General features: G+C 50.6%; 19 protein-coding genes. 5 read left to right on the top strand and 14 right to left on the bottom strand.

The features are described from left to right. Positions 1 to 65: 65 nt before the first annotated feature. A complete protein-coding gene (gene wecB, locus ACFQ2I_RS02775; protein ID WP_377562036.1) occupies positions 66 to 1,151 on the top strand; it encodes a non-hydrolyzing UDP-N-acetylglucosamine 2-epimerase in 1,086 nt (361 codons plus the stop codon). 10 nt (positions 1,152 to 1,161) lie between these two features. Here wecB and ACFQ2I_RS02770 read toward each other — a convergent pair whose 3' ends face one another. Next, positions 1,162 to 2,367 carry a hypothetical protein gene (locus ACFQ2I_RS02770; RefSeq protein WP_377562034.1) on the bottom strand — a complete coding sequence of 402 codons (1,206 nt, stop codon included), beginning with the start codon at positions 2,365 to 2,367 and terminating at the stop codon, positions 1,162 to 1,164. 57 nt (positions 2,368 to 2,424) lie between these two features. Between ACFQ2I_RS02770 and ACFQ2I_RS02765 the strand changes: the two genes are divergently transcribed. Then, positions 2,425 to 3,525 (top strand): glycosyltransferase, encoded by a 1,101-nt coding sequence (locus ACFQ2I_RS02765; protein WP_377562032.1) that lies wholly within the window; start codon positions 2,425 to 2,427, stop codon positions 3,523 to 3,525. A 20-nt stretch (positions 3,526 to 3,545) separates the two neighbouring features. Here the strand turns inward: ACFQ2I_RS02765 and ACFQ2I_RS02760 are convergent, their stop codons facing one another. Together ACFQ2I_RS02760 and ACFQ2I_RS02755 are read right to left on the bottom strand one after the other, a co-directional pair. After that, entirely contained in the window at positions 3,546 to 4,877 is a 1,332-nt protein-coding gene (locus ACFQ2I_RS02760) for a nucleotide sugar dehydrogenase (RefSeq protein ID WP_377562030.1), read from the bottom strand. Between the two features lie 167 nt (positions 4,878 to 5,044). Continuing rightward, complete coding sequence (locus ACFQ2I_RS02755) at positions 5,045 to 5,767, bottom strand: YhcN/YlaJ family sporulation lipoprotein (RefSeq protein WP_377562028.1); 723 nt, start codon at positions 5,765 to 5,767, stop codon at positions 5,045 to 5,047. A gap of 155 nt (positions 5,768 to 5,922) precedes the next feature. Here ACFQ2I_RS02755 and ACFQ2I_RS02750 point away from each other — a divergent pair, with 155 nt between their 5' ends. Then, positions 5,923 to 6,951 carry a ketoacyl-ACP synthase III gene (locus ACFQ2I_RS02750; RefSeq protein ID WP_377562026.1) on the top strand — a complete coding sequence of 343 codons (1,029 nt, stop codon included), beginning with the start codon at positions 5,923 to 5,925 and terminating at the stop codon, positions 6,949 to 6,951. Here ACFQ2I_RS02750 and ACFQ2I_RS02745 read toward each other — a convergent pair whose 3' ends face one another. From ACFQ2I_RS02745 to ACFQ2I_RS02725, 5 genes are all read right to left on the bottom strand, one after another. Continuing rightward, the gene (locus ACFQ2I_RS02745) at positions 6,952 to 7,683 is read right to left on the bottom strand and encodes a GT-D fold domain-containing glycosyltransferase (protein ID WP_377562024.1); all 732 of its coding nucleotides are present in this window, start codon (positions 7,681 to 7,683) and stop codon (positions 6,952 to 6,954) included. Between the two features lie 116 nt (positions 7,684 to 7,799). Continuing rightward, the gene (gene ytvI / locus ACFQ2I_RS02740) at positions 7,800 to 8,831 is read right to left on the bottom strand and encodes a sporulation integral membrane protein YtvI (RefSeq protein WP_377562022.1); all 1,032 of its coding nucleotides are present in this window, start codon (positions 8,829 to 8,831) and stop codon (positions 7,800 to 7,802) included. Positions 8,832 to 8,867: 36 nt separating this feature from the next. Then, on the bottom strand, positions 8,868 to 10,010 hold the full coding sequence (gene yfkAB, locus ACFQ2I_RS02735; RefSeq protein WP_377562020.1) for a radical SAM/CxCxxxxC motif protein YfkAB: 1,143 nt from the start codon (positions 10,008 to 10,010) through the stop codon (positions 8,868 to 8,870). 158 nt (positions 10,011 to 10,168) lie between these two features. Further along, a complete protein-coding gene (locus ACFQ2I_RS02730; protein WP_377562018.1) occupies positions 10,169 to 11,287 on the bottom strand; it encodes an HD-GYP domain-containing protein in 1,119 nt (372 codons plus the stop codon). A 104-nt stretch (positions 11,288 to 11,391) separates the two neighbouring features. Beyond that, positions 11,392 to 12,879, bottom strand: coding sequence for a bifunctional metallophosphatase/5'-nucleotidase (locus tag ACFQ2I_RS02725; RefSeq protein WP_377562016.1), 1,488 nt, complete (start codon positions 12,877 to 12,879; stop codon positions 11,392 to 11,394). Between the two features lie 392 nt (positions 12,880 to 13,271). On the opposite strand from ACFQ2I_RS02725, the gene ACFQ2I_RS02720 reads away from it, so the two are divergent. After that, complete coding sequence (locus ACFQ2I_RS02720; RefSeq protein WP_377562014.1) at positions 13,272 to 14,339, top strand: HD-GYP domain-containing protein; 1,068 nt, start codon at positions 13,272 to 13,274, stop codon at positions 14,337 to 14,339. A gap of 96 nt (positions 14,340 to 14,435) precedes the next feature. On the opposite strand, the gene sufB is transcribed toward ACFQ2I_RS02720, so the two are convergent. From sufB to ACFQ2I_RS02690, 6 genes are all read right to left on the bottom strand, one after another. After that, a complete protein-coding gene (gene sufB / locus ACFQ2I_RS02715; protein ID WP_377562012.1) occupies positions 14,436 to 15,833 on the bottom strand; it encodes a Fe-S cluster assembly protein SufB in 1,398 nt (465 codons plus the stop codon). Positions 15,834 to 15,859: 26 nt separating this feature from the next. Further along, the gene (sufU, locus tag ACFQ2I_RS02710) at positions 15,860 to 16,291 is read right to left on the bottom strand and encodes a Fe-S cluster assembly sulfur transfer protein SufU (RefSeq protein ID WP_377562010.1); all 432 of its coding nucleotides are present in this window, start codon (positions 16,289 to 16,291) and stop codon (positions 15,860 to 15,862) included. Next, positions 16,278 to 17,504 (bottom strand): cysteine desulfurase, encoded by a 1,227-nt coding sequence (locus ACFQ2I_RS02705; protein WP_377562008.1) that lies wholly within the window; start codon positions 17,502 to 17,504, stop codon positions 16,278 to 16,280. The genes sufU and ACFQ2I_RS02705 overlap by 14 nt, the downstream gene beginning before the upstream one ends. Then, positions 17,501 to 18,808: a Fe-S cluster assembly protein SufD gene (gene sufD, locus ACFQ2I_RS02700; protein WP_377562006.1), complete on the bottom strand. Its 1,308-nt coding sequence runs from the start codon at positions 18,806 to 18,808 to the stop codon at positions 17,501 to 17,503. The genes ACFQ2I_RS02705 and sufD overlap by 4 nt, the downstream gene beginning before the upstream one ends. 22 nt (positions 18,809 to 18,830) lie before the next feature. Then, entirely contained in the window at positions 18,831 to 19,610 is a 780-nt protein-coding gene (gene sufC, locus ACFQ2I_RS02695; protein ID WP_377562004.1) for a Fe-S cluster assembly ATPase SufC, read from the bottom strand. Between the two features lie 182 nt (positions 19,611 to 19,792). Beyond that, positions 19,793 to 20,395 (bottom strand): DUF1802 family protein, encoded by a 603-nt coding sequence (locus ACFQ2I_RS02690; protein WP_377562002.1) that lies wholly within the window; start codon positions 20,393 to 20,395, stop codon positions 19,793 to 19,795. A gap of 141 nt (positions 20,396 to 20,536) precedes the next feature. Between ACFQ2I_RS02690 and mtnK the strand changes: the two genes are divergently transcribed. After that, the gene (gene mtnK / locus ACFQ2I_RS02685) at positions 20,537 to 21,745 is read left to right on the top strand and encodes an S-methyl-5-thioribose kinase (protein WP_377562000.1); all 1,209 of its coding nucleotides are present in this window, start codon (positions 20,537 to 20,539) and stop codon (positions 21,743 to 21,745) included. Positions 21,746 to 21,804 lie beyond the last annotated feature (59 nt).

The raw sequence follows: 21,804 nt of genomic DNA, 5'->3' as shown, positions 1-21,804 counted from the left end.
AAATGCTTGCCTCCTTCAGGCATATATTAGTAATACGCAAGGGTAACTGGGAAAGGGGACATGAGATGAAGATCGCTTCCATCGTAGGAGCAAGACCCCAATTTATTAAAGCGGCATGCCTCAGTAAAGCGCTTCGCGCAGCTGGTGAGGAAGTTCTCATTCATACAGGACAGCATTATGACCGCGCCTTATCCTCTGTGATTTTCCAACAGCTGGACATACCGGAACCGGACTATCGACTGGGAGCCGGCTCCGATACACACGCTCGCCAAACGGCCCGCATGCTGGAAGGCATAGAAGCCGTTCTCATAAAAGAGCGCCCCCAGCTTGCAGTTGTCTTCGGAGACACTAATTCCACATTGGCTGCAAGTCTTGCAGCCGCCAAGCTTCGCATTCCGGTCGCCCATGTCGAAGCAGGACTAAGAAGCTACAACAAACAAATGCCAGAGGAAATCAACCGAATCGTGACCGATCATTTATCCGCCTTGCTTTTCTGTCCAAGCGATAACGCTGTCAACCATTTGGCACGGGAAGGAATAGTGGATGGTGTATATCAGGTTGGCGACTTGATGTATGATTGTGTACTCGCATTTCGCTCGACTGCGTTGGCCCAATCCAGGGTTTTGCAAGAGCTGGAAGTACAGCCACGCCAATATGCTCTTGCTACCGTCCACCGCGCAGAAAATACCGATAACCGAGAGAAGCTCCTGGCTATATTAAGCGCACTGGCAAACCTGGGAACAACCGTCGTCCTGCCTCTCCATCCGCGAACGTTAAGCTATATCAAAAAATGGCGATTGCAGCATTATCTCGCTTCTCCTGCTCTGCAAGTATGCTCTCCGCTACCCTACTTGGATATGCTCTGTCTTCTGCACCATGCGGAAGCTGTGTTGACAGACTCCGGAGGACTGCAAAAAGAAGCCTATATGATGCAAGTGCCATGTGTAACGTTGCGCGGAGAAACTGAATGGGGGGAGACCGTCCTTACAGGCTGGAACAAGCTGGCCCCGCCGCACTCTATTCCGTCCATCGTCTCCGCTTTCGAGTCTATCGAAATCCCTGACAGCTGTCCGCCCCTATTCGGAGACGGACAAACTGCACATGCCATCGTCCGCCATATCAAGGAATATTTATTAGGGACACGGGCTTAAGCGTGTATCCTTATAACGATTCGTATACCGCTTTCAGACGCTGCTCCATCACATTCCAGCTGTACGTTGTTCGTATCGCTTCACGCGCATTTTCACCAAGAGTATGCAGCAGCTTCCGATCGTGAATAAGGCGGACGAATTGCTCCGCATAGTCGCTTGCGGATGGGCTTTCCTTCGGAATGACGATACCGCATTGATGACGGTGAATAAGCGTTCCCATCGCTTTAGCCGCATTCACAACAATCGGGATTCCGTTGTTCATTAAGCTGAACAGCTTATTCGGAAGCGCGTGAATGCGATTGGCCGACTTCAGATCATAGAATATATATCCGGCATCGACTTGGCGCCAATGGTTGTTCAACTGCTCATAATCTGCCCATCCCCAATCTATAAGAGAGTGATTGCGCAGCTGCTTCTCCACATTAATTTTCCCCATGCCATAAGGGAGCGCAACCTGACCTAGTATTTTAAAGCGAACGTTTAGTCCCGCTGCGACCAGCTTCTCAATGATGGACATTATGCGGAACGGATCACCTTTTTCCAACGACAGATTCCCTTCATATCCTATCGTAAAAGGCTTATCAAGCGATGTTGAATCACCTGTTGTTTGCTGATCGGCATAGAAGGGAGAATTATAAATAACCGAAACGGGGACTTCAGGATAGCGCATCTTATATATCTCTCGTATACTTTCTGATACCGTTATTAGATGATCCGTCACGCTCATCAGCTTTTTTAATAATGGAGTATCTTCTTCAAGCTCATGCGCATCATAGATCACTTTAACCTGCTTGCCCTGCTGCCGCAGCAGTTGCTTCGCCACTACCGCTTCATATAAAGTAGCAGGCTCATGAGCATGATAAACATCACCGTCTGCAGCTAGCGATGCCGTAAGCAGTCCGTCCCAATGAATGGGGGGAGGCTCTTCAACGCTATCAAGCGTCAACAGCATTTTTCTATTATTTTTTTCCCATACTTGTTTTGCGATTTTTTTGGCATGGTAGGGAATGAACGTCACGCCCTCATCCTGAAACAAATGACCGGAATACGCTGCTTTCGAAGTCGGTTTTCGGTTGATGTCGAGCAGCATTCCGCTATAAAGCGGGGCCAGCACTGTGACCGGATAGCCCATGGCCGACAAGCTGCGGGCCTCTCTTTGAACGACTCGAACATCCAGGAAGGAATGTTTCCGAATTAATTTCACAATTTTCTTCACATGCACTTCTCCTTCTTCCATACTATACCATTATCCTTATCATGGAGCGTGAAGCAAATGGCAGATCCTACGCCAATTCCCCCATCGGAATCATTCAAGCAATACGATGTTATCATCGCATCTGACTTCACCTTGCCAGGCGGCACTACCGCCTCCAACGTCGAGGAGGTGAAGGCGCAGCTTGGAGCGGGCCTGACAACCGGACTTGTTCCTCTTTACTTCAATCCCCGCGCAAAGGACGTCATGCATCCCGCCATTCTGTCTCTAATCGACGGAAGACGCGTCGCACTGCTTCGCCCTGGCGATCAGGCCAGCTGTGAAGCGATGATTATACGGCATCCCCGCATCCTTCAAGTGAAGCAGGAAGTGCCCTTCATTACAGCCGGCCGCATTCATCTGATCGTCAATCAGACGCCGAAGCGAAGTTACGGCAAGGGTGGAGAGACGGTCTACGAGATCGGCTCCTGCGACCGGCGAGTGCAAGATTACTTCCATCAGAAGCCGCTCTGGCATCCCATCGGTCCTGGAATTCGAGACACGCTATTAAAAAATCATGCAAATGCATTGACGAACATACAGCTGTCGCCGAGCGATTGGCTCAATATTATTGACACCTCGCAGTGGCGACGCTCAGGCAGACCGGCTCCGCATAACAAAATTCGCATCGGCAGACATGCCAGGGACCGCTTCGAGAAGTGGCCGGCGAACAAGCGGGAACTGTTGACCGTCTATCCCGATTCGCCGGAATACGAGATTCGGATATTGGGCGGCGCTGATATTCCGAGGCATATGTTGGGCCGTCTGCCGGCCAATTGGATCGTGACTCCTTATGGCGCACAATCGCCGCGCGCCTTCCTTCAAGAGCTCGACGTCTTCGTCTATTACATTCATCCCCATTGCGTAGAAGGGTTCGGCCGAGTCATCTTCGAAGCGATGGCTAGCGGTGTGCCTGTCGTCGTGCCAGACGACTACCAGTCCCTGTTCGGCGAGGCTGCAATCTACGCGAAGCCCGATGAAGTGAGAGAGGCGGTTCACAGGCTGATGGAGGACGACGTCTATTATAAGAGGCAAGTAGACACAGCGCTGGCGTACGTGGAGCGGAAGTTCGGCTACAGCGCCCATGTGGAGCGTCTAGCTATGACGAAGGAGAGAGCGTAAGCGACGCTTCCTCCCGGCCGTCAAGTAGAATCGGCGACATGCCGTCTCCATCCAGCTCCCAGACGAATGAGGCCCTTGCCTGCAGCCATGCCTTTTGTTACATTGCGGGTATCATACAGCAGCGCCGCATGCTTCGTCAGCAGCTCCAATGGAATGCTGCTGTGATCCGTCGCGATGACAACAGCATCCATCGCATGCACGCATTCTTCGGTTAGCTCGATGCTGTGAAGCGTCGTCGAACTGACCGATAACTCCGGCACGAACGGATCGTGATAATAGACATTCGCTCCTTCCAGACGAAGCAGCGCGATCAGATCAATAGCGGCGGACTCGCGGTAATCGGCAATGTCCTTCTTGTACGACACGCCATATATCATAATGTTAGCGTTGGAGTAGCTCTTCGGCGACAAGGCTTGCTTCAGCTGCTGCACAATATAATGAGGCATCCGATGATTGACCGCATTGGACAACTGAATGAATTCGGAATTCAGCTCATGCTGCTTTACTTTCCAGAGCAAGTAAGAAGGGTCTACAGGGATACAGTGGCCGCCGATCCCGGGACCGGGAAAGAACTTCTGGAAGCCGAACGGCTTCGTGCCTGCCGCCTCGATCACTTCCCATATGTCGAGATCAAGCCGGTCGCATAGCATCGCCATTTCGTTAATGAACGAGATGTTGACAAGGCGGTACGTATTTTCCAGTATTTTCGCCATTTCCGCTGTATCTGTGCTGGACACGGGATGGACCCTAGAGAAGACGCTGCCGTATAGCTCCGATATTTTTTCCAAGCACTGCGCTGTGGCGCCACTGACAATCTTAGGTATTTTTTCCAACGGAAATTGCTTGTTGCCAGGATCTACCCGTTCGGGCGAGTAAGCGGCATAATAATCAATTCCTACCCTCAGCCCCCGTCTGCTCATTATCGGCAGCAGCACCTCTCTCGTCGTCCCGGGATAAGTAGAGCTCTCCAGTATGACCAGCTGTCCTGCCTTCATCTCCGGCACAAGCATGCTTATTGCGCCTGTCAAATAGCTAAGATCCGGTGTCCCATAAGGAGTAAGAGGCGTTGGTACGCATACAATGACGGCTTCAGCAGCCTCAATCGCGCTATATTGGGCAGTGGGGAGGAATCGATGGCTGTTCATCGCTTCTTTCACCGTCGCGTCCTCAATTTCGTGAATGTAGCTGCTACCTTTATACAGCTTGTCGATCTTGTCCGTATCGGGGTCTATGCCCAACACGCGAAAGCCCGACTTCACGAACAGAAGGGCAAGCGGCAATCCAACATAGCCGAGTCCTAATATCGCAACCGTCCGCATATCATTTTCTTTTCTTTCTTGCTGAATATTCATCGTCTCTCTACCTCGCCTTCCAGCCAATAATGTTGCCAATTGCTAGAATACTATATGACGAGACAAGTTCATTGGAGTGGACGATTATGTAGGTGAAAGATGCATGGTCATGGAAAAAGCTCCTAGAACGACATTTCGCCGCTTCAGGAGCTCCGATTCCTTCTCTTCTAATCCAGTAGTCTGCCGCTGCTCTTCGTCTTGTCACTCGTCATCTCGTCATCGATCGCAACCGGGAACACTCGCTCGGCCATGGCATTGAACTCGGCGATGTACTTCTGAACCGGCTGACCCAGCTGGGCATCATTGAAGTAAGCCGTCATTCGTCCCACGAATTCAGGATTGGCGGATACATATACATGCTCTACGGCTGGTCTGTTCTCTTTCACCACCGATTTGATTTTTTGCGTCAATTCCGGCGTAAGCATTTCTTCAGCCGTCGACAAACTCCCTATTCGACGGTTTTCATCGATGCGATTTCGATCCAGCTTGCCCATCTCAGAGCGGCTCAGTCGATTCCATTCCCCGGGCCGTTCCGCCAACGACAATGCGATATAAGCATTGTTGTCGGCCAGCATAACGTAAGCCGATTTCACTTCCACGATTTCCGTTATTTTGTCTCCAATAGACTGGCTCATTTCCAAGCGATAATTTTTATGAGATCCCACCAGATTGTTGTTCAACTGCATGCGACCATTAATCCGATTCATCTCATTCATACCGTCGTTAGCGAATCGCTTGTCCCTAATTATGTTGCCGTTGGCATCCAGCTTGACCTGATTGGCGCGAATATTTTTATTGCCCAGATGGCCCTGATTGACGCTGCACCCTCCAAGCAGCATACTAAGAACGACTCCAGCGGACAATACTACCCATGTATTTCGCATTCGCATGTCAGAACCTCCATTTCCTGATGCTCATTGATAACCCATTATTATCGTGCACATCAATGACAAGCGCTATTCTTACTATTGACAATTGCCAGTTGTTTTTCTTATAGTATTGGTATCAACTAATAGTATCTGGTACTAATTTTAGACGAAAGGACGTGCATTTTTTGAAACCTACACCTAAACCTACACCTTCACACTGCGTACAATCGCAAGCGACGATAACTGCGATCGGGAGTTATGTGCCTGATCGTATTTTGTCCAATGAAGATTTGGAGAAAATGGTGGATACGTCTCATGAGTGGATCGTTCAGCGCACGGGCATTCACGAACGAAGAATTTCTGGGGAAAACGAATATACAAGCGACCTCATCTTTCGCGCTATCGACGATATGGCCCGCCGCTACGACAAGCAGCTTCACGATACCGATTATGTCATCGTCGCCACCTCTACTCCCGATACGATATTCCCCAGCATGGCCGCCAGAGTATGCGGTTATATCGGCGCAAGGGAATGCGGCAGTGTAGATGTTCAAGCGGCTTGTGCAGGATTCACCGCAGGTATACAGCTGGGGAATGCGCTGCTGCTGACCGGTCAATACCGGAAAGTGCTCGTGATCGGAGCTGACGCCATCTCCCGCATTACTGACTATACCGACAGAACCACCTGCATTCTATTCGGAGATGGCGCGGGGGCGGTATTGCTGGAGCATAGCGGGAACAAAGAAGGACATATATTGTCTGCTTATTCAAGCACAGACAGTGGCGGCGGCCATCATGTCTATTTAAGCAACGAGGCGTCCCATATCGGGGAGCATGAAATTATACCCAGTGGCAAGCTGGTACAGAACGGAAGAGAAGTGTATCGCTGGGCTGTTAGCCATGTATCTGCAGGCGTTAATAGACTATTGGAAGGAAGCGGTCTTTCGCCCCAAGAGATCACCTGGTTCGCTCCGCACAATGCCAATGCACGTATTATTGAAGCTTTGGCGGAACGGATCGGTTTCACGAATGAACAGATCTTGTCCAGCATCGCAAGGTATGGCAATACGTCGGCCGCTTCCATCCCCTTAGCCGTTGACGATGCCGTACGATCCGGGAAGCTGAAGCAAGAAGATATCGTGCTGATGCACGGCTTCGGGGGCGGATTGACACAAGCCGGTATCATCGTAAGATGGACGTTATGACTACTTTAGTGGAATCGAAGAGATGATCTGTGTGCCGATGCCGAAGTCGATGGCCACCTTGCCGATCCGCTTCGCAATCTGATGCGACAGCACCACTGCGTTAACTCCGCAAGAACATAATACAACATCGTACGTATCCTTGCGCTCCTCCAATTGGGCGAGCGTCTCTTCCATCATCTCGAACCGTTCGAATGGCAATGTGCATGTAACGTTCAGATGGTAAGGCGGGCTGATCAACCGCTGCTTCATGCCGCCTGCCCAGCGGGACACAAGTGCGAGACGCGCGCCTTCCTCATGAAGCATAGCCCAGAACGAGCTGTAGTGGATGAATTCACGGTTGACAATCGCATTGCACAGAATTTCCGGCTTCAGCTTGAAGTGATTGAATATCTGATTCGTCAGTACCCGCTTATGATTGGGATGAGCTCTAATCGTACGGTCTCCATGCGCTAGCACGCCGACAATATCCGCTTCCTTAATTGCCTTCACCATCCGGTCGCGTATGTCTATATTGGGAAGCTGGACCCCTTTCCTTCCCTTGTTCGCTTCCTTCACCCACAACTGATGCAGCACCTGATCCATCGTATATACGGTATCTTGCGATAGAATGAAGTTCTCTCCGTCCCCGATCCGGACAAGAGCGAACGGCCGCTTATCCGCAATTGCCGCCCTAATACGGGCAATGACTTCATCTTTGTCCAAGAGCTCTTCATCCTTAATAGTTGCAATCATGCTGTCCCCTCCTGCGTAGTGAATGTCTACAGGTATTATCATCCCAATATATGTGATGACAACGAAGGATGGTTCGGACAGCTGTCACGATGTATGAACCGCTGTTGCAGTTCCTTCTAGAGCTGAATACGCTTTTGGAATAACCCCGCCTGCCTGGCAGCAGTATAAATAATGACGACCAGCGGGCCGAGAAATACGCCGATGACCCCCACCAGCTTAAAGCCGACATACAAGCTGATCAGAGCGGGCAATGCCCCGATGCCCACCGCATCGCCCAATATTTTAGGCTCGATAATACGGCGGAAGACGGTTATGACGAGGAACAACACGATCAATCCGAAGCCGGTGAACAAGTCGCCCGTGATGATGAGATAGCTTCCCCATGGCACCAGAACAGATCCCGTTCCCAGTATGGGGAGAATATCCACAATAATAATTAGGAAAGCGATAGCCATCGGATATTTGATATCCAGAATAAGCAAGCCAGCGAATGAGATGATGTACGTTAAGGCGCTTAAAATAAATTGCGAGCGAAGAAAGCCGAAAATCGACTTACGCAGGTTAACTAACACCTGATCAACCTGCGGCCTGGAACTCTCCACAAACAGGGACAGAACAGAAGCCTTCAACGTATTGAGACTGTAGCTGAACATGAATACTGCGACGAGGAATACGATAAAGAAAATGAACATATTCGGCAGACCTGTCGCAAAGGCAAGAAGCGTCTTGGACAACGTGCCGATGAGCTGCTGGATATATTGGGTCAAGCTGACCAGGAAGTCTTCAATTGTCGCAACCGCGTCCGGCGGCAGCGATTGATACAAGCTTCTTCCGTCCACCATCAGCTTGTCTACGAAATCATTGCCGTCGGCAAAATATTTCGGAACGCGGTCCAGGAAAGCAATAAGCTCCGCAACAATTTTGATCCCAATCAGCACAATCAGACCAAGAAAGCCCAGTGTAAACAGGGAACTGGAAATCGTTGAGGCAGCTAACCGGTTCATTTTGAATCTGTTCATGAGCAGCCCATTGAGCGGCTCCAAAAAGATGGCGATAATTAAGGCCAGCAGGAACGGCAAACCCACAGTAAACATTAAATACAACATCAGCAACCCAAGCCCGATAAATAGTACAGAACGTATGGACACTCCAGTTCCCTCCTCTAGTCCAAGTGTATGTCAGGACTACTCTAATATTGCCTTTCTCTTCAGAAAATCAACATCCTTATAATACATGTCCTTCACTAGCAGATTGGGACCGCAGCAAGAAACGGCGGGACAATGACAATTGACGCTCTTGGCCAGCGGATGAGACAGCCATCGCTTGAACAGATCGTCCAGCTTCATCTGCTTCATATTGCCGAAGGAAGGGACATCGGAGAAGTCCGTTACGAACACCTCTCCTGTGAACAAATTAACGTTAAGGCGGTTACGCCCGTCAGGATCGTTCCTTACCGTAACGTTGGGCTCCGCTGCAAGCCGCTTCAGCAGTGCGCGCTCCGTCTCATTCTCGCTGCAATGATAGAACGGTAACGTGCCGAACAACATCCATACCGATTGGTTGCGATGCTTCAGCAGCAGTTCAATTGCGTTCAGCATGTCATCCCTGGTAATCATCGGTAGATCCCTCGCGAACGAACTGGGATACATGGGATGCACCTCATGCCTGGTGCAGCCCATCTCGACAATCAATTGATGAATTTCGTGCATCTTCCGGTGAGTACGGTAATTGATCATAGATTCTGCCGATACGAGTACGCCGGCTTCGCTAAGCCTTCGCGCGTTGTCGATCATCGTCTCGTACAATTTGGCCGCAGCCTTCAGAGGCACCTCATGACCTGACTTCGCGAAGCCGATCGCATGGAATTCCTCTGCAGATGTGTAGTTGAATGAGATATGCATAACGTCCAGATAGGGCGCTAATCGCTCATACCGACTGTAGGGCAAGGTGACATTGGAATTTATTTGCGAGCGAATGCCCCGATTGCGGGCATATTGGAGCAGAGGCACCATATAATCTCTCACCGTCTTGTCGGAGAAGGACGGCTCTCCGCCCGTAATGCTGATCGTCTCCAACGCTTCGACTTCATCCAGGCGTTGCAGCATGAGCTGCAGCGGCACCTTCTCAGGTTCCTTAAGCACGAGTGTATCCCCGACTGCGCAATGCTCGCAGCGCATATTGCACAGATTGGATACCGTCATCTCCACGCTTGTCAGCCGATGCCCGCCGTATTGCGGAAGCGATCGGATAGGGTCCCATGGATCATAAGCCGACGTCAGCGGCATAATTGCATCGTTATTTATTTGTTGCTTTTGTAGTACATTCATGTATTCAGCACCTTACTTCATGTTCTTCTTGCGCTTTAGCGCATCTTTTATTGTAATGTCATCGAGCGATATAAGCAAACAAAAGCCTCCAATGCCGCATCTAGGCGACTATCGGAGACTTCCAGTCCATGATCTTATTGGTTGCAACTGCGTGCCTATCATATGCCCGACACAAGCTGAACGCTGCCTCCTTCGTCGTTCACCCCGACGATCATAATCGTCAGCTGCTTGGACAAGTCAATCTCATAAGGAACGGATAGCTCCTCTCCCGCTTCATTCTTAAGGATCCGGATGATCGGTCGATGGGGATAGCTATGATTGAAATCAACCACAACGCCGCTCTCTCCCGTATCCAGCCGAACCGATATGCCGATCGGATAGATGGCCACCTTATCGCGGAACAACTGCAGCATATGCTGCTCGAATAATATACCGGAGCCGGCATACAATCGCTCCATCGCCTCGTGGGGCAGCATAGGCGCGCGATAGACGCGGCTTGTCGTCATCGCATCATAGGAATCCACAATGCCGATCCATTTCGCATATTCATGGATTTCGATTCCTTTCAAGCCACGAGGGTACCCGCTCCCGTCCAGCCTTTCGTGATGCTGTAAGGCACAGTGAGCCGCAAGCAACGGCATATTGGGCTCATCCTTCAGCAACTCGAAGCCGATCATGGCATGCTGCTTCATCTTCTCATACTCTTCATTGGTGAGAGAGTCCGGCTTCTTGAGCACATTCATGGAGATTTGAGTTTTGCCGATATCATGGAGGAGCGCTCCCATTCCCAGCGTCATCGTCTCTTCGCGGGAATAACCGTGCGCCATGCCAAGCAATGTAGAGTAGACGCATACGTTCAAGGAATGCTGATACAGATAATGGTCGACCGTCCCCATATTGATCAGCATAATCATGGCGTCCTTGTTGCCAGCCAAATCTTCGATTATCCGATTCATCATGCCTTTGAACGACTGAGCAATGTAAGGGAAAGCGACGCCGCTCTTACGCTTGGGGCGATCCATCATCTCCCGGAATCTTGTCTTGATCTCCTTTACCGAATCACGGAACGTCTCTTCCGAGATAAGCGAGGGCGGAACGATGCCTTCCGTACGAGCGTCTTCTATGTATACATACTGCACACCGCATTGCTCAAGACGTGTAATGAGCCTCGCTGTAAGCTCCATCTGATCCCCCAGAAGGACGACGCCATCCTCGGAGAATATTTTTTTGGCCAGCCTCATTCCTGGAACGCATTGAAAGATCGGTAGCAATCGCATTTTCTCTGCCCTTCCTTGCCCTAAGTTCTCATACAATGTATATCGGAAAAACCTGCTTGTATAGTTAATTTACGTGAAAATGCGCAAAACCGCAACCATTAAACTTATTCTATTCGACAAAGTCCGTCATTTTCTTCGTTTTCTCCATCATTGTCATTCGATACAGGCTTCCAACGCACCGCATGGCAATCCGCAATCGCCTCCTCCCGAAGAAGCTCATGCTCCAGCACGTCTCGTAGAAATTCCGGCAAGTAAAACCGGAAGCTCTCCGCTTCGGCGAGTGTCTCATAACCGATTCGGAAGCTGAACATATCGATCGTACCGACAGTATACACCCGTTCGTCGGCGAGCTGTTCCCCGTTCACCTCGATGCGAATCAGCTTCTGCATATTGGGCTTACTGCTGTCTAAGGTAACCGCAATGCCGTCTACCGCAAGCGCGCCAAGCACCTCTCCCCGAAATCCGAAGCCCTTAATGCGCTTATCCACATATTCTGGCAGAACTGATTGCTCCAGTGCTGTGCGCAAATGCTTCCCCTTTATTATCATGCGGCAAGGATTGATGGGCGATGGGCACAGCGCATGGAGCTCGCTCGCCGTCACATCTCCCAAGGCAAGACCTCCCAGCAGTTGACCTGCATTCACGAGACCGATCTCCGAATTCGTCCACTTCCGCAGTCCCGCTGCGAGCAGATTAACGAGTGGGGACTCAACATTCACTGACAACGGCAGAGGGTGGGACAACGAAGTGATGACACGACTCATCCTCCTCTCGGCGACAGCTTTGTATTGACTGATGATTGAAGCCGCCTCATGCTGCTCCATATAAGCAGCGGTTGGAATGACTGAGGCATTGATCTTGGGACGTTCTTCGCCGTATCCCCATACGAATTCGACCCGTCCTGCATATTCCCCGAACTTCCCCGCAGCGCATAAAGCCGTATTCCCGATGTATAATGCCTCATGCAGCAAGTGATGGGTATGCGCGCCCACAATAAGATCAATGCCGTCAATCGTTGTCGCCATCTCCTTGTCTCGTGGCAAGCCCAGATGAGACAGGACGATTACCAGGTCCGCTTCTTCCCTCAGTATAGCTACTTGTTCCTGTATTGCAGCCATCGGGTCGGTAACATCCCAGCCCAGCAATTCATAGAATGCGGAGAAATCAGCTGTAGCTCCCACTATTCCTATTCGCTTTCCCTGCTTGACTATCACTGTTCTCGGGAGCAGCCAGTCCGGCCGCTGGCCGTCCCTGGTCTTCAGCATATTGGCACATATGACGCGAAAACCGGGATTCCTGCCATAAAGCTCCTTCAATATGTCCATTCGATAAGTAAGCCCTTCATTATTCCCCAGCGTAATCAGATCATATCGCGAAGCTTGCAGCAGCTTCAGATTCACAAGTCCGTCGCTGCCTTCCGTCTCAAGCCGCGCACGGTCCATATGGTCGCCGCAATCCACCACAAGAACAGCAGCGTCGCCGAGTCGCTGCCGTTCTTCTTCTATAATGGAAGCGATCCGTGCAGCATTCTCCAGACGGCTATGAATGTCATTGGTGTGCAGCAGCACAAGAGTTGCTTCAGACTTCATCATTAAGCGCTCGCCTCCTTTCGCTACTCAATAGCTAACCGCCAGCCGATCTGTCCCGGTGATGCCCAAGTAATGTTGTTCACGCCCGAATGGATTCCATAGCTCTGCATGCCAGGCGCTTTTTTCACGCTCTATTTTGATGGTGATTTTTCTTGTTTACTATACAAAGCATCATAACATTTTTTCAGTCTTTATGGTAATGTAGAGAGATACCTGTAAGCGATTAGAGGGTGTTGGTATTACTTTCATTTGCAAGATCGATTTTTTCTAATTTACTAGGTATTTAGAACTAATTATGACTTCCTCATATTGCCATCATAATATATGGTTGTTACTATGGAAAGTGTATATAAATAGATATATATGAATTTTGTTCACCAATAACCAAATTTGAGGTGTCCCTATTGAGGATTCATGTAACAGAAATTATAGAAGGCGATCAATTAATCAATGACATCTTTAACAATTACGGCTTGCATGTGTTATCCAATGGTACAAGACTATACAAAAAAGAAGTCTCGCGATTGCTGCAGCATCAAATCGACTTCGTTGAAATATTGGATCGGGAAGCAACAGACAAACCGGAAAAACGCACATTGGAATCCACTGTAACGCCGAAATGGCTTCCGACGGTAGGACCCGTTTACGAAAGCGCTGTCAACTGCTTTCAACAACTATTCGAACAAGCGTTGGAAAGCGGAACAATTGATACCAAGCAGGTACAATCTGTTACGGAACCACTCCTGAACAACTTGCAGTTGGAACGGGATGTTGTATCTATGCTGCTGCTTCTCAATTCCCACAGCAGCTATACTTATCAGCATTCCGTACAAGTGTCTATGCTCTCGTATTATCTGGCCACGTGGCTGGGCTATTCACTGGAGGAGGCGACGTTAATAGGCCAAGCCGGCTTCCTGCATGATATCGGAAAATGCCGTATCCCGGAATCAATCCTCAATAAACCTGCAAAGCTGACGGAACATGAATTCGCAGAAGTGAAGCTTCATACCGTCTACGGTCATGAGATCATCTTGGGTTCATTCCAGGAGGAACTGTTAGCGATAGCGGCGCTTCAGCATCATGAGAGAATAGACGGCAGCGGCTACCCGAATGGACTGAAGGGCGATGAGATTCACCCTATTGCCATGATTATCGCCGTGGTGGACATATACAGTGCAATGATTTCCACTCGCGTGTATCAGCAGGAACGGGATTTGCTCTACGTGCTAAGAGAACTTTATCGCCTCAGCTTTGATCAACTGGACCCCAACACGACGCATACGTTCATCAAGCATATGATTCCGAACTTTATCGGCAAGAAGGTGCGAATGAATAACGATCAATACGGCATTATCGTTATGACACATCCTACAGACTTCTTCCGCCCTCTTATTCAGATCGGCGATACGTTTATTGATTTGACACAAGAGAGAGGATATGAGATCGTCCATGTCTATATGTGAATTTACAAGCAAGCATCAAAAAAAGAGCTGCAGCGACAAGTCATTGGAATTGACTATCGCATGCAGCTCTCTTTCATACCTATAACCTAACCGATGTTAACCAATACTGCCTTCCATTTCGAACTTGATCAGACGGTTCATCTCTACCGCATATTCCATCGGCAATTCCTTCGTGAACGGCTCGATGAAGCCCATGACGATCATCTGCGTCGCTTCATCTTCCGTCAAGCCGCGGCTCATTAGATAGAACAGCTGCTCCTCTGACACTTTGGATACAGTCGCTTCATGCTCCAGAGTAATGTTGTCGTTGAAGATCTCATTGTATGGAATCGTATCAGAAGTCGATTCATTATCCAGAATTAACGTATCGCACTTGATGTTCGACTTCGCTCCGTCGGAATTGCGGCCGAACGAAGCCAACCCGCGATACGATACTTTGCCGCCATGCTTGCTAATCGACTTGGATACAATCGTGGAGCTTGTATCCGGCGCCAGATGCGTCATCTTCGCGCCCGCATCCTGATGCTGGCCTTTGCCCGCTACGGCGATGGACAATACGTTGCCCTTCGCTCCGCGTCCGCGCAGGACGACAGCAGGATACTTCATCGTTAGCTTGGAGCCAATATTGCCGTCTACCCAATCCATCGAGGCGTTCTCGTCCGCAACTGCGCGCTTCGTCACCAGGTTATAAATGTTAGGCGCCCAGTTCTGAATTGTCGTATAGCGAACCTTGGAATCCTTCCGGCATATAATCTCTACGACCGCGCTATGCAAGGAATTCGTGCTATAGACCGGAGCCGTACAACCCTCCACATAATGGACGGAGCTGCCTTCGTCGGCAATGATCAGCGTCCGCTCGAACTGACCCATGTTCTCGGAGTTGATGCGGAAGTACGCTTGAAGCGGAATGTCGCATTGCACGCCTTTCGGCACATAGATGAAGCTGCCGCCGGACCATACGGCGCTGTTCAATGCCGCGAATTTGTTGTCGTTCGGAGGAATAACCGTTCCGAAGTATTCCTTCATAATCTCAGGATGCTCGCGAAGCGCAGTATCCGTATCTGTGAAGATAACGCCTTGCTTCTCCAGATCCTCCTGCATGCTGTGATAGACAACCTCGGATTCATATTGCGCCGATACGCCGGCGAGGAATTTTTGCTCCGCTTCCGGAATGCCCAGCTTATCGAACGTTTCTTTGATTTCCTGCGGAACCTCTTCCCAAGTCTTGCCTTGCTTCTCTGAAGGCTTGACATAATACTGAATGTCATTGAAGTCAAGCTCGCTCAGATCGCCGCCCCAGGTAGGCATCGGCATTTTGTTGAATTGCTCAAGTGACTTCAGTCGAAAGTCCAGCATCCATTCCGGCTCGTCTTTCATCTTGGAGATCGTGCGGACGACCTCTTCCGTCAAGCCTTTGCCCGATTGGAATATCGCCTTGTGCTCGTCGCGAAATCCGTATTTGTACTCTTCCATTTCCGGCATTTTCTTTGCCATCGGGATTCACTCTCCTTCTTGTATTGTTATTGCTTTCCGTCTTGCGACTCGATGCCCTTGCGCAGAGCATTCCAAGCGAGCGTGGCGCACTTGATGCGAGCCGGGAACTTGTTCACGCCGGACAGCGCTTCAATATCCTCAAGTTCCTCGAATTCCACATCTTCTCCCTTCATCAGGCTGGAGAACTTCTCCGCCATCTGAAGCGCCTTCTCGAATTCCATTCCTTTGACAGCTTCCGTCATCATGGAGGCGGAGCTCATGCTGATGGAGCAGCCCTCGCCAGTGAACTTGGCATCCAGCACCTTGCCGGCTTCTACTTGAAGCTGGAGCGATATACGGTCGCCGCAAGTAGGATTATTCAAGCTTATCGTCACCGCACCTTCTTCCATATCGCCACGGTTACGGGGATTTTTGTAATGGTCCATTATAACTCTGCGATACAAATCATCCAATTGCATGACCGAAGAACTCCTTTGTTTGTAGTAATGCATCAGCCAACAGATCAATCTCATCTTCGGTATTGTATATATAAAAGCTTGCTCTAGCTGTAGCCGATACATTCAGCAGACGCATAAGAGGCTGGCAGCAATGATGGCCTGCACGAATCGCAATGCCCTTGGAATCCAGTACCGTCGCCACATCGTGCGGATGGACATCCTCCAGATTGAATGTGATCAATCCCGCTCGATCGCGGCCTGGACCGTAAATCCGGAGTCCTTCCAGCACCGACAGCTTATCATATGCATATGCGGACAGTTGCTTCACATGACGATCGATATTGTCCATACCGATATCCTGCAGGAAGTCGACAGCCGCTCCAAGACCAACCGCCCCGGCGATCATCGGAGTGCCGCCTTCGAATCGGTAAGGCGCTTCCTTCCAAGTCGCATCGTGCAGATCGACGAAGTCGATCATCTCGCCGCCGAACTCGATCGGCTCCATGCCGTTCAGAAGCGACTTCTTGCCGTACAACGCGCCGATGCCGGTAGGTCCGCACATCTTATGACCGGAGAATGTGTAGAAGTCGGCATCGATATCCTGAACGTCTACCCTCATGTGTGGAACGCTCTGCGCACCGTCCACGACCATAACCGCGCCATTGCGATGAGCGATGGCGGCAATCTCCTTGACGGGATTCACGACACCGAGCACATTGGATACGTGTGTGATCGACACCACCTTCGTATTCGACGTAATCGTCCGTTCTGCATCCTCCACCGTGATTCTTCCATCTTCTCCCATCGGGAAGAATTTCAAGGTAGCACCGGTCGCTTTCGCGACCTGCTGCCATGGAATAAGGTTGGCGTGATGCTCCATCTTGGAGATGACAATTTCGTCCCCTTCGCCGCATACGCTCCGCGCATAGCTGGAAGCGACCAGATTGAGCGCGGTCGTCGTACCGCGGGTGAACACAATTTCTTCCGGTGTGAACGCGTTGAGAAACTTTGCGACTTTCTCCCGAGCTCCTTCATAAGCGTCGGTCGCTCTGGAGCCCAGCGTGTGAACGCCGCGATGAACGTTGGCGTGATCAAGCTCATAGTACCGTTTTACCGCATCAATGACGGAACGCGGCTTCTGAGAAGATGCCGCGCTATCCAGGTAAACGAGCGGATGCCCGTTCACCTCTTGATGCAATATCGGGAATTGCTCCCGTATCGCATGTATATTCATCCCTGGAGCTTCCTTTCCAGCAGACGCTGCAGTTGCTCACGCACTGCTTCCACCGGAATTTCCGACACCACCGGGGCTAGGAAGCCGTAGATAATGAGCCGTTCAGCATCTTGCTTCGTAATGCCGCGGGCCATCAGATAGTAGACCTGTTCCGGATTCACTTGGCCTACGCTTGCCGCATGGCCTGCGGTTACATCGTCCTCGTCGATCAACAGAATAGGGTTGGCGTCTCCGCGCGCCTTCGGGCTTAGCATCAGCACTTTCTCCGCTTGAACGCCATTCGCTTTCGTTGCGCCATGCTCGATTTTGGTGACGCCGTTAATAATCGCCGATGCGGAATCCTTCATGACAGCGCGAGTGACCATATTGCTGTCGGAATTCTTCCCGAAGTGCTGTGCAGCAGTCGTCAAGCTCATATTCTGCGACTTCTGGCCGACGCTGATCACTTTCGTGTCGGAAGTAGAGCCTTGCCCGTTCAGCACGGACTTCGTCTCCGACATCGTGTTGCCGTCGTTCAGATCACCGATGATCCATTCGATGCGTCCGTCGTTCTCCACGACTGCGCGGCGAACGCTCAGGTCTGCGCCTGTCTCGCCGAGTGCATGAATGGTTCCGAAGCTGACTTGCGCGCCGCCCTTCACGAACACTTCCACGATGGAAGGATGCGTGAACCCGGCAGTAATCGCGCTCTTATCCGTAACGACCGTATCCACATAAGTGACACGGCTGTTGCTCTCCGCTACGATCAGTATATGCGGCGCGAATGTCGCTTCCTGGTTGTCGTTGAACAGGACGGCTTGCAAAGGCACTTCCACATCCACGTTCTTCGGCACATACAAGAAGATGCCGCCGTTCCACAGAGCGGCATGAAGAGCAGTAAGCTTATCCTCATCCTTCTTCACCGCTTGGAACAAGTATTGCTGTACAAGCTCGCCGTGCTCGCGGCATGCCGTCTCCAGATCGGTGAAGATAACGCCCTTCGCGGCCAAGTCCGCCGACAGACCGCTCCAGATGACACCGGAATTGCGCTGCACGACCAGATTCTCTGTTCCCTCCGCAATCAGTTCACCGGCAATGGCAGGTAGCTCAGAGATGGATTCCACCTTGACCGGAGCTTCGTATTGGCCCACTGCTGTCAAGTTCCAACGCTCGATCCGCATCTTCTCCGGCTTCGGCCATGGCAGCGTGCCTGCAAGCTCCGCCGCCTCTCCGCGAAGCTCAACGAGCCAATTCGGTTCCCCCTTGCTCCGAGCGAGCGATATAGCCGATTCGCGGTCGGTCGGAGTCGTTAGTTGTATGCTCATGAATATATGCCTCCTTCTCCGATTAAGCCTGGCCGACCGTTTCGTCTTCGATGCCCAGCTCTTCTTTTACCCAATCATAGCCTTCATTCTCAAGCCGCTCTGCCAGCTCCGGTCCGCCCGACTTCACAATGCGGCCTTGCATCATGACATGGACATGGTCTGGCGTAATATAGTTCAGCAAGCGCTGGTAGTGCGTAATGATGAGGAAGCTGCGCTCCTCGGAACGCATGGCGTTGACGCCGTCCGCTACGATGCGAAGCGCGTCGATGTCCAGTCCGGAGTCGATCTCGTCCAGCACGACGACCTTCGGATCAAGCAGCATCATTTGCAGAATTTCGTTCCGCTTCTTCTCGCCGCCGGAGAACCCTTCGTTCAGATAGCGATGCGCGAATTCCGGATTCATCTCCAGTTCCTTCATTTTGCCTTCCATCTGACGGATGAATTTGATCAGCGAGATTTCGTTGCCCTCTTCACGGCGAGCGTTAATCGCGCTTCGCAGGAAGTCGGAATTGGTCACGCCGGGAATTTCACTAGGATATTGCATGGCCAGGAACAAGCCGGCCCGTGCGCGCTCGTCTACTTCCATCTCCATCAGATCTTCGCCGTCCAACGTAACCGTTCCTGATGTCACTTCATATTTGGGATGACCCATCAGTGCAGATGCCAGCGTACTTTTGCCCGTTCCGTTCGGTCCCATGATGGCATGGATTTCGCCGCCGTTCATTTTCAGGTCGATGCCTTTCAGAATTTCTTTCCCTTCGATTTCGGCTTTCAAGCCCTCGATGACAAATTGTGTTGCCATTATATACTGATCCCTCCAAGGTCATTATGCTTCATTGAGTATTGCTTTCTCGATGAGCTATTGATTCTCACTGATTCTCAATAATCATTTTAATATAACTGTAGTTATAAATCAATCAACGGCGCGAAACATTGTCCAATCCAATCGTCACCAGTTCCTAAAATCGGGGACATACCGACGAGCTAAGACAGCAAAGCTATCATTTTCTCCCGCATGCGGTTAAATTGTTCATCCGTCAGTACCGGCGTCATTTCCCGAAAGGGAGCGCCATCCTCCAATCTTACCCATGATTTGCAACCGTTATAAGCGGACCTCATCGGGATCTCAATCTCATCCTGAAGACGAAATACCCTTAAAATCAACAAATGGAGGGGGTTCTTCCGCTTCCATCTAAGCCGCTCCTCGGCGAAGGTATCCTCCCATATATGGCATTCCCGCAGCTTGTCTAGCCTATCGCTGTCGTATATTTCGATATCGTCAACGACCTCAGCGTAACCCTGCAAGCGAATTGTCTCCATATTCGGCGTCCAATCTGCCAAAGTTTCGGCCAGCTTGTGTCGGTATTGCGGCTTTAATAAATGCTCCTTTTGGTGCTCGTAAGCAGGCATGAGGTAAAACCGATTGTCCATTAATTGGAAATCTTTCGTTTCCTCCTCGATTCCTCCTTTGCGCATAATCATGATCAAGTCACCCTCCATCAACGCCTGGAGGGATACCGCCCATTCTTTTAGAGCGATTTGCTCAACCTGTTTTCCCATTACGATACTCTCCCCCTTACTTGCCATTGATCTCCTCCTATTGTGAAAAAAACATGGAATGAAGTCAATGATTGCGATAAAAGGTATTCCAAGGCGTTTTCATTTCTATTATACTAGTAGGAATAATGTCCTTAAACGACTTCACATTTCCGGAGGGGAACAACAATAATGAATGCATATCATCCTTTAAATGAAGGAGAAGCCATCGTTATCGCAAGTGATCTTGATGGATTTTTCCCGTCGGGCGCTTCACTGCGCTGTCGGGAGATCGGCGATGGCAATCTGAATCTCGTCTTTCATATTATAGATGACGCAAGCGGCAAGAGCCTGATTATGAAGCAAGCGCTGCCTTATGCGAAGGTCGTCGGTGAATCCTGGCCGCTCTCGCTCGACAGAGCACGGATCGAAAGCCAGAAGCTGATGCTTGACGGCAAGCTCGTACCGGAATTGGTACCGATTGTCCACCGTTACGACGCGGATCTCGCGCTTACCATTATGGAGGATCTGAGCGACCATGTCATTATGCGGCAAGGCTTAATGAACGGAGCCCGCTACCCGCACTTCGCGGACCATATCTCCACGTATATGGCTCGCACCCTGTTTTTCACTTCCGACCTGGGCTGCAACCAGCAGGAGAAGAAGCTTGCGGTGGGAGATTACATCAATCCCGATCTGTGTAAAATAACAGAGGATCTCATCTTCGACGATCCTTACACCGTATCTTCCAACAATAATATAGAAGCAGCTATCGAGGATGCAGCCGCTCTGCTGCGATCGGACGGCGAGTTGCAAATGGAAGTCGCCATTCTGCGCGACAAGTTCTTGACGAAAGGCGAAGCGTTGTTGCACGGCGACCTTCATACAGGGAGCATCTTCGTCACTCCGGATTCAACGAAAGTGATCGACCCTGAGTTCGCCTATTACGGACCGATAGGGTTCGATATCGGTGCAATCATCGCCAATCTGCTGCTCAATTATGTCGGACAGGAGCATTGGTCATCCGAAGAATCGGTACGGGCAGAATACCGTGGTTATCTTCTGAATACCGTACGCGACATCTGGAACGGATTCCAAGACAAATTCACAGCACTGTGGGATGAACACGGCGTAGACCGTCTGGCCTCGACCGCCCCTGGCTATCGCGATTATTATATGACAACTCTGCTGCGGGATGCGGCCGGCTTCGCGGGCTGCAAGATGGTGCGTCGGATTGTCGGTCTCGCCCATGTCGCAGATATCGACGGGATCTCGGATGATGTGACCAGGGAACGCTGTCAGCGTCAAGCTCTAGCCATCGGCACGGCGCTTATACGCGGACATCGGAACATCTCGTCTATCGAGCAACTGATTGATAGTGTAACAGCTCCTGTCGCGTAGATGTATAGAACCCGACAACTCAATCTGACACCATACAGAATGACCAATAGAGAGGAAGT

The sequence above is a fragment of the Paenibacillus chungangensis genome, from assembly GCF_042675905.1.
In the GTDB taxonomy this organism is placed as follows: Bacteria; Bacillota; Bacilli; order Paenibacillales; family Paenibacillaceae; genus Pristimantibacillus; species Pristimantibacillus chungangensis.
Note: the sequence above shows the minus strand (reverse complement) of the source record. Positions and strands in the feature narration are given on the sequence as shown.

Bases quoted from the DNA above. Each gene is read 5' to 3' on its own strand.
- ACFQ2I_RS02745 (WP_377562024.1), bottom strand. From the start codon at position 7,683: ATGATTGCAACTATTAAGGATGAAGAGCTCTTGGACAAAGATGAAGTC.
- sufB (WP_377562012.1), bottom strand. From the start codon at position 15,833: ATGGCAAAGAAAATGCCGGAAATGGAAGAGTACAAATACGGATTTCGC.
- ACFQ2I_RS02705 (WP_377562008.1), bottom strand. From the start codon at position 17,504: ATGAATATACATGCGATACGGGAGCAATTCCCGATATTGCATCAAGAG.
- wecB (WP_377562036.1), top strand. From the start codon at position 66: ATGAAGATCGCTTCCATCGTAGGAGCAAGACCCCAATTTATTAAAGCG.
- yfkAB (WP_377562020.1), bottom strand. From the start codon at position 10,010: ATGAATGTACTACAAAAGCAACAAATAAATAACGATGCAATTATGCCG.
- ACFQ2I_RS02760 (WP_377562030.1), bottom strand. From the start codon at position 4,877: ATGAATATTCAGCAAGAAAGAAAAGAAAATGATATGCGGACGGTTGCG.
- ACFQ2I_RS02765 (WP_377562032.1), top strand. From the start codon at position 2,425: ATGGCAGATCCTACGCCAATTCCCCCATCGGAATCATTCAAGCAATAC.
- ACFQ2I_RS02725 (WP_377562016.1), bottom strand. From the start codon at position 12,879: ATGATGAAGTCTGAAGCAACTCTTGTGCTGCTGCACACCAATGACATT.
- ACFQ2I_RS02730 (WP_377562018.1), bottom strand. From the start codon at position 11,287: ATGCGATTGCTACCGATCTTTCAATGCGTTCCAGGAATGAGGCTGGCC.
- sufC (WP_377562004.1), bottom strand. From the start codon at position 19,610: ATGGCAACACAATTTGTCATCGAGGGCTTGAAAGCCGAAATCGAAGGG.
- sufD (WP_377562006.1), bottom strand. From the start codon at position 18,808: ATGAGCATACAACTAACGACTCCGACCGACCGCGAATCGGCTATATCG.
- ACFQ2I_RS02690 (WP_377562002.1), bottom strand. From the start codon at position 20,395: ATGGCAAGTAAGGGGGAGAGTATCGTAATGGGAAAACAGGTTGAGCAA.
- ACFQ2I_RS02755 (WP_377562028.1), bottom strand. From the start codon at position 5,767: ATGCGAATGCGAAATACATGGGTAGTATTGTCCGCTGGAGTCGTTCTT.
- mtnK (WP_377562000.1), top strand. From the start codon at position 20,537: ATGAATGCATATCATCCTTTAAATGAAGGAGAAGCCATCGTTATCGCA.
- sufU (WP_377562010.1), bottom strand. From the start codon at position 16,291: ATGCAATTGGATGATTTGTATCGCAGAGTTATAATGGACCATTACAAA.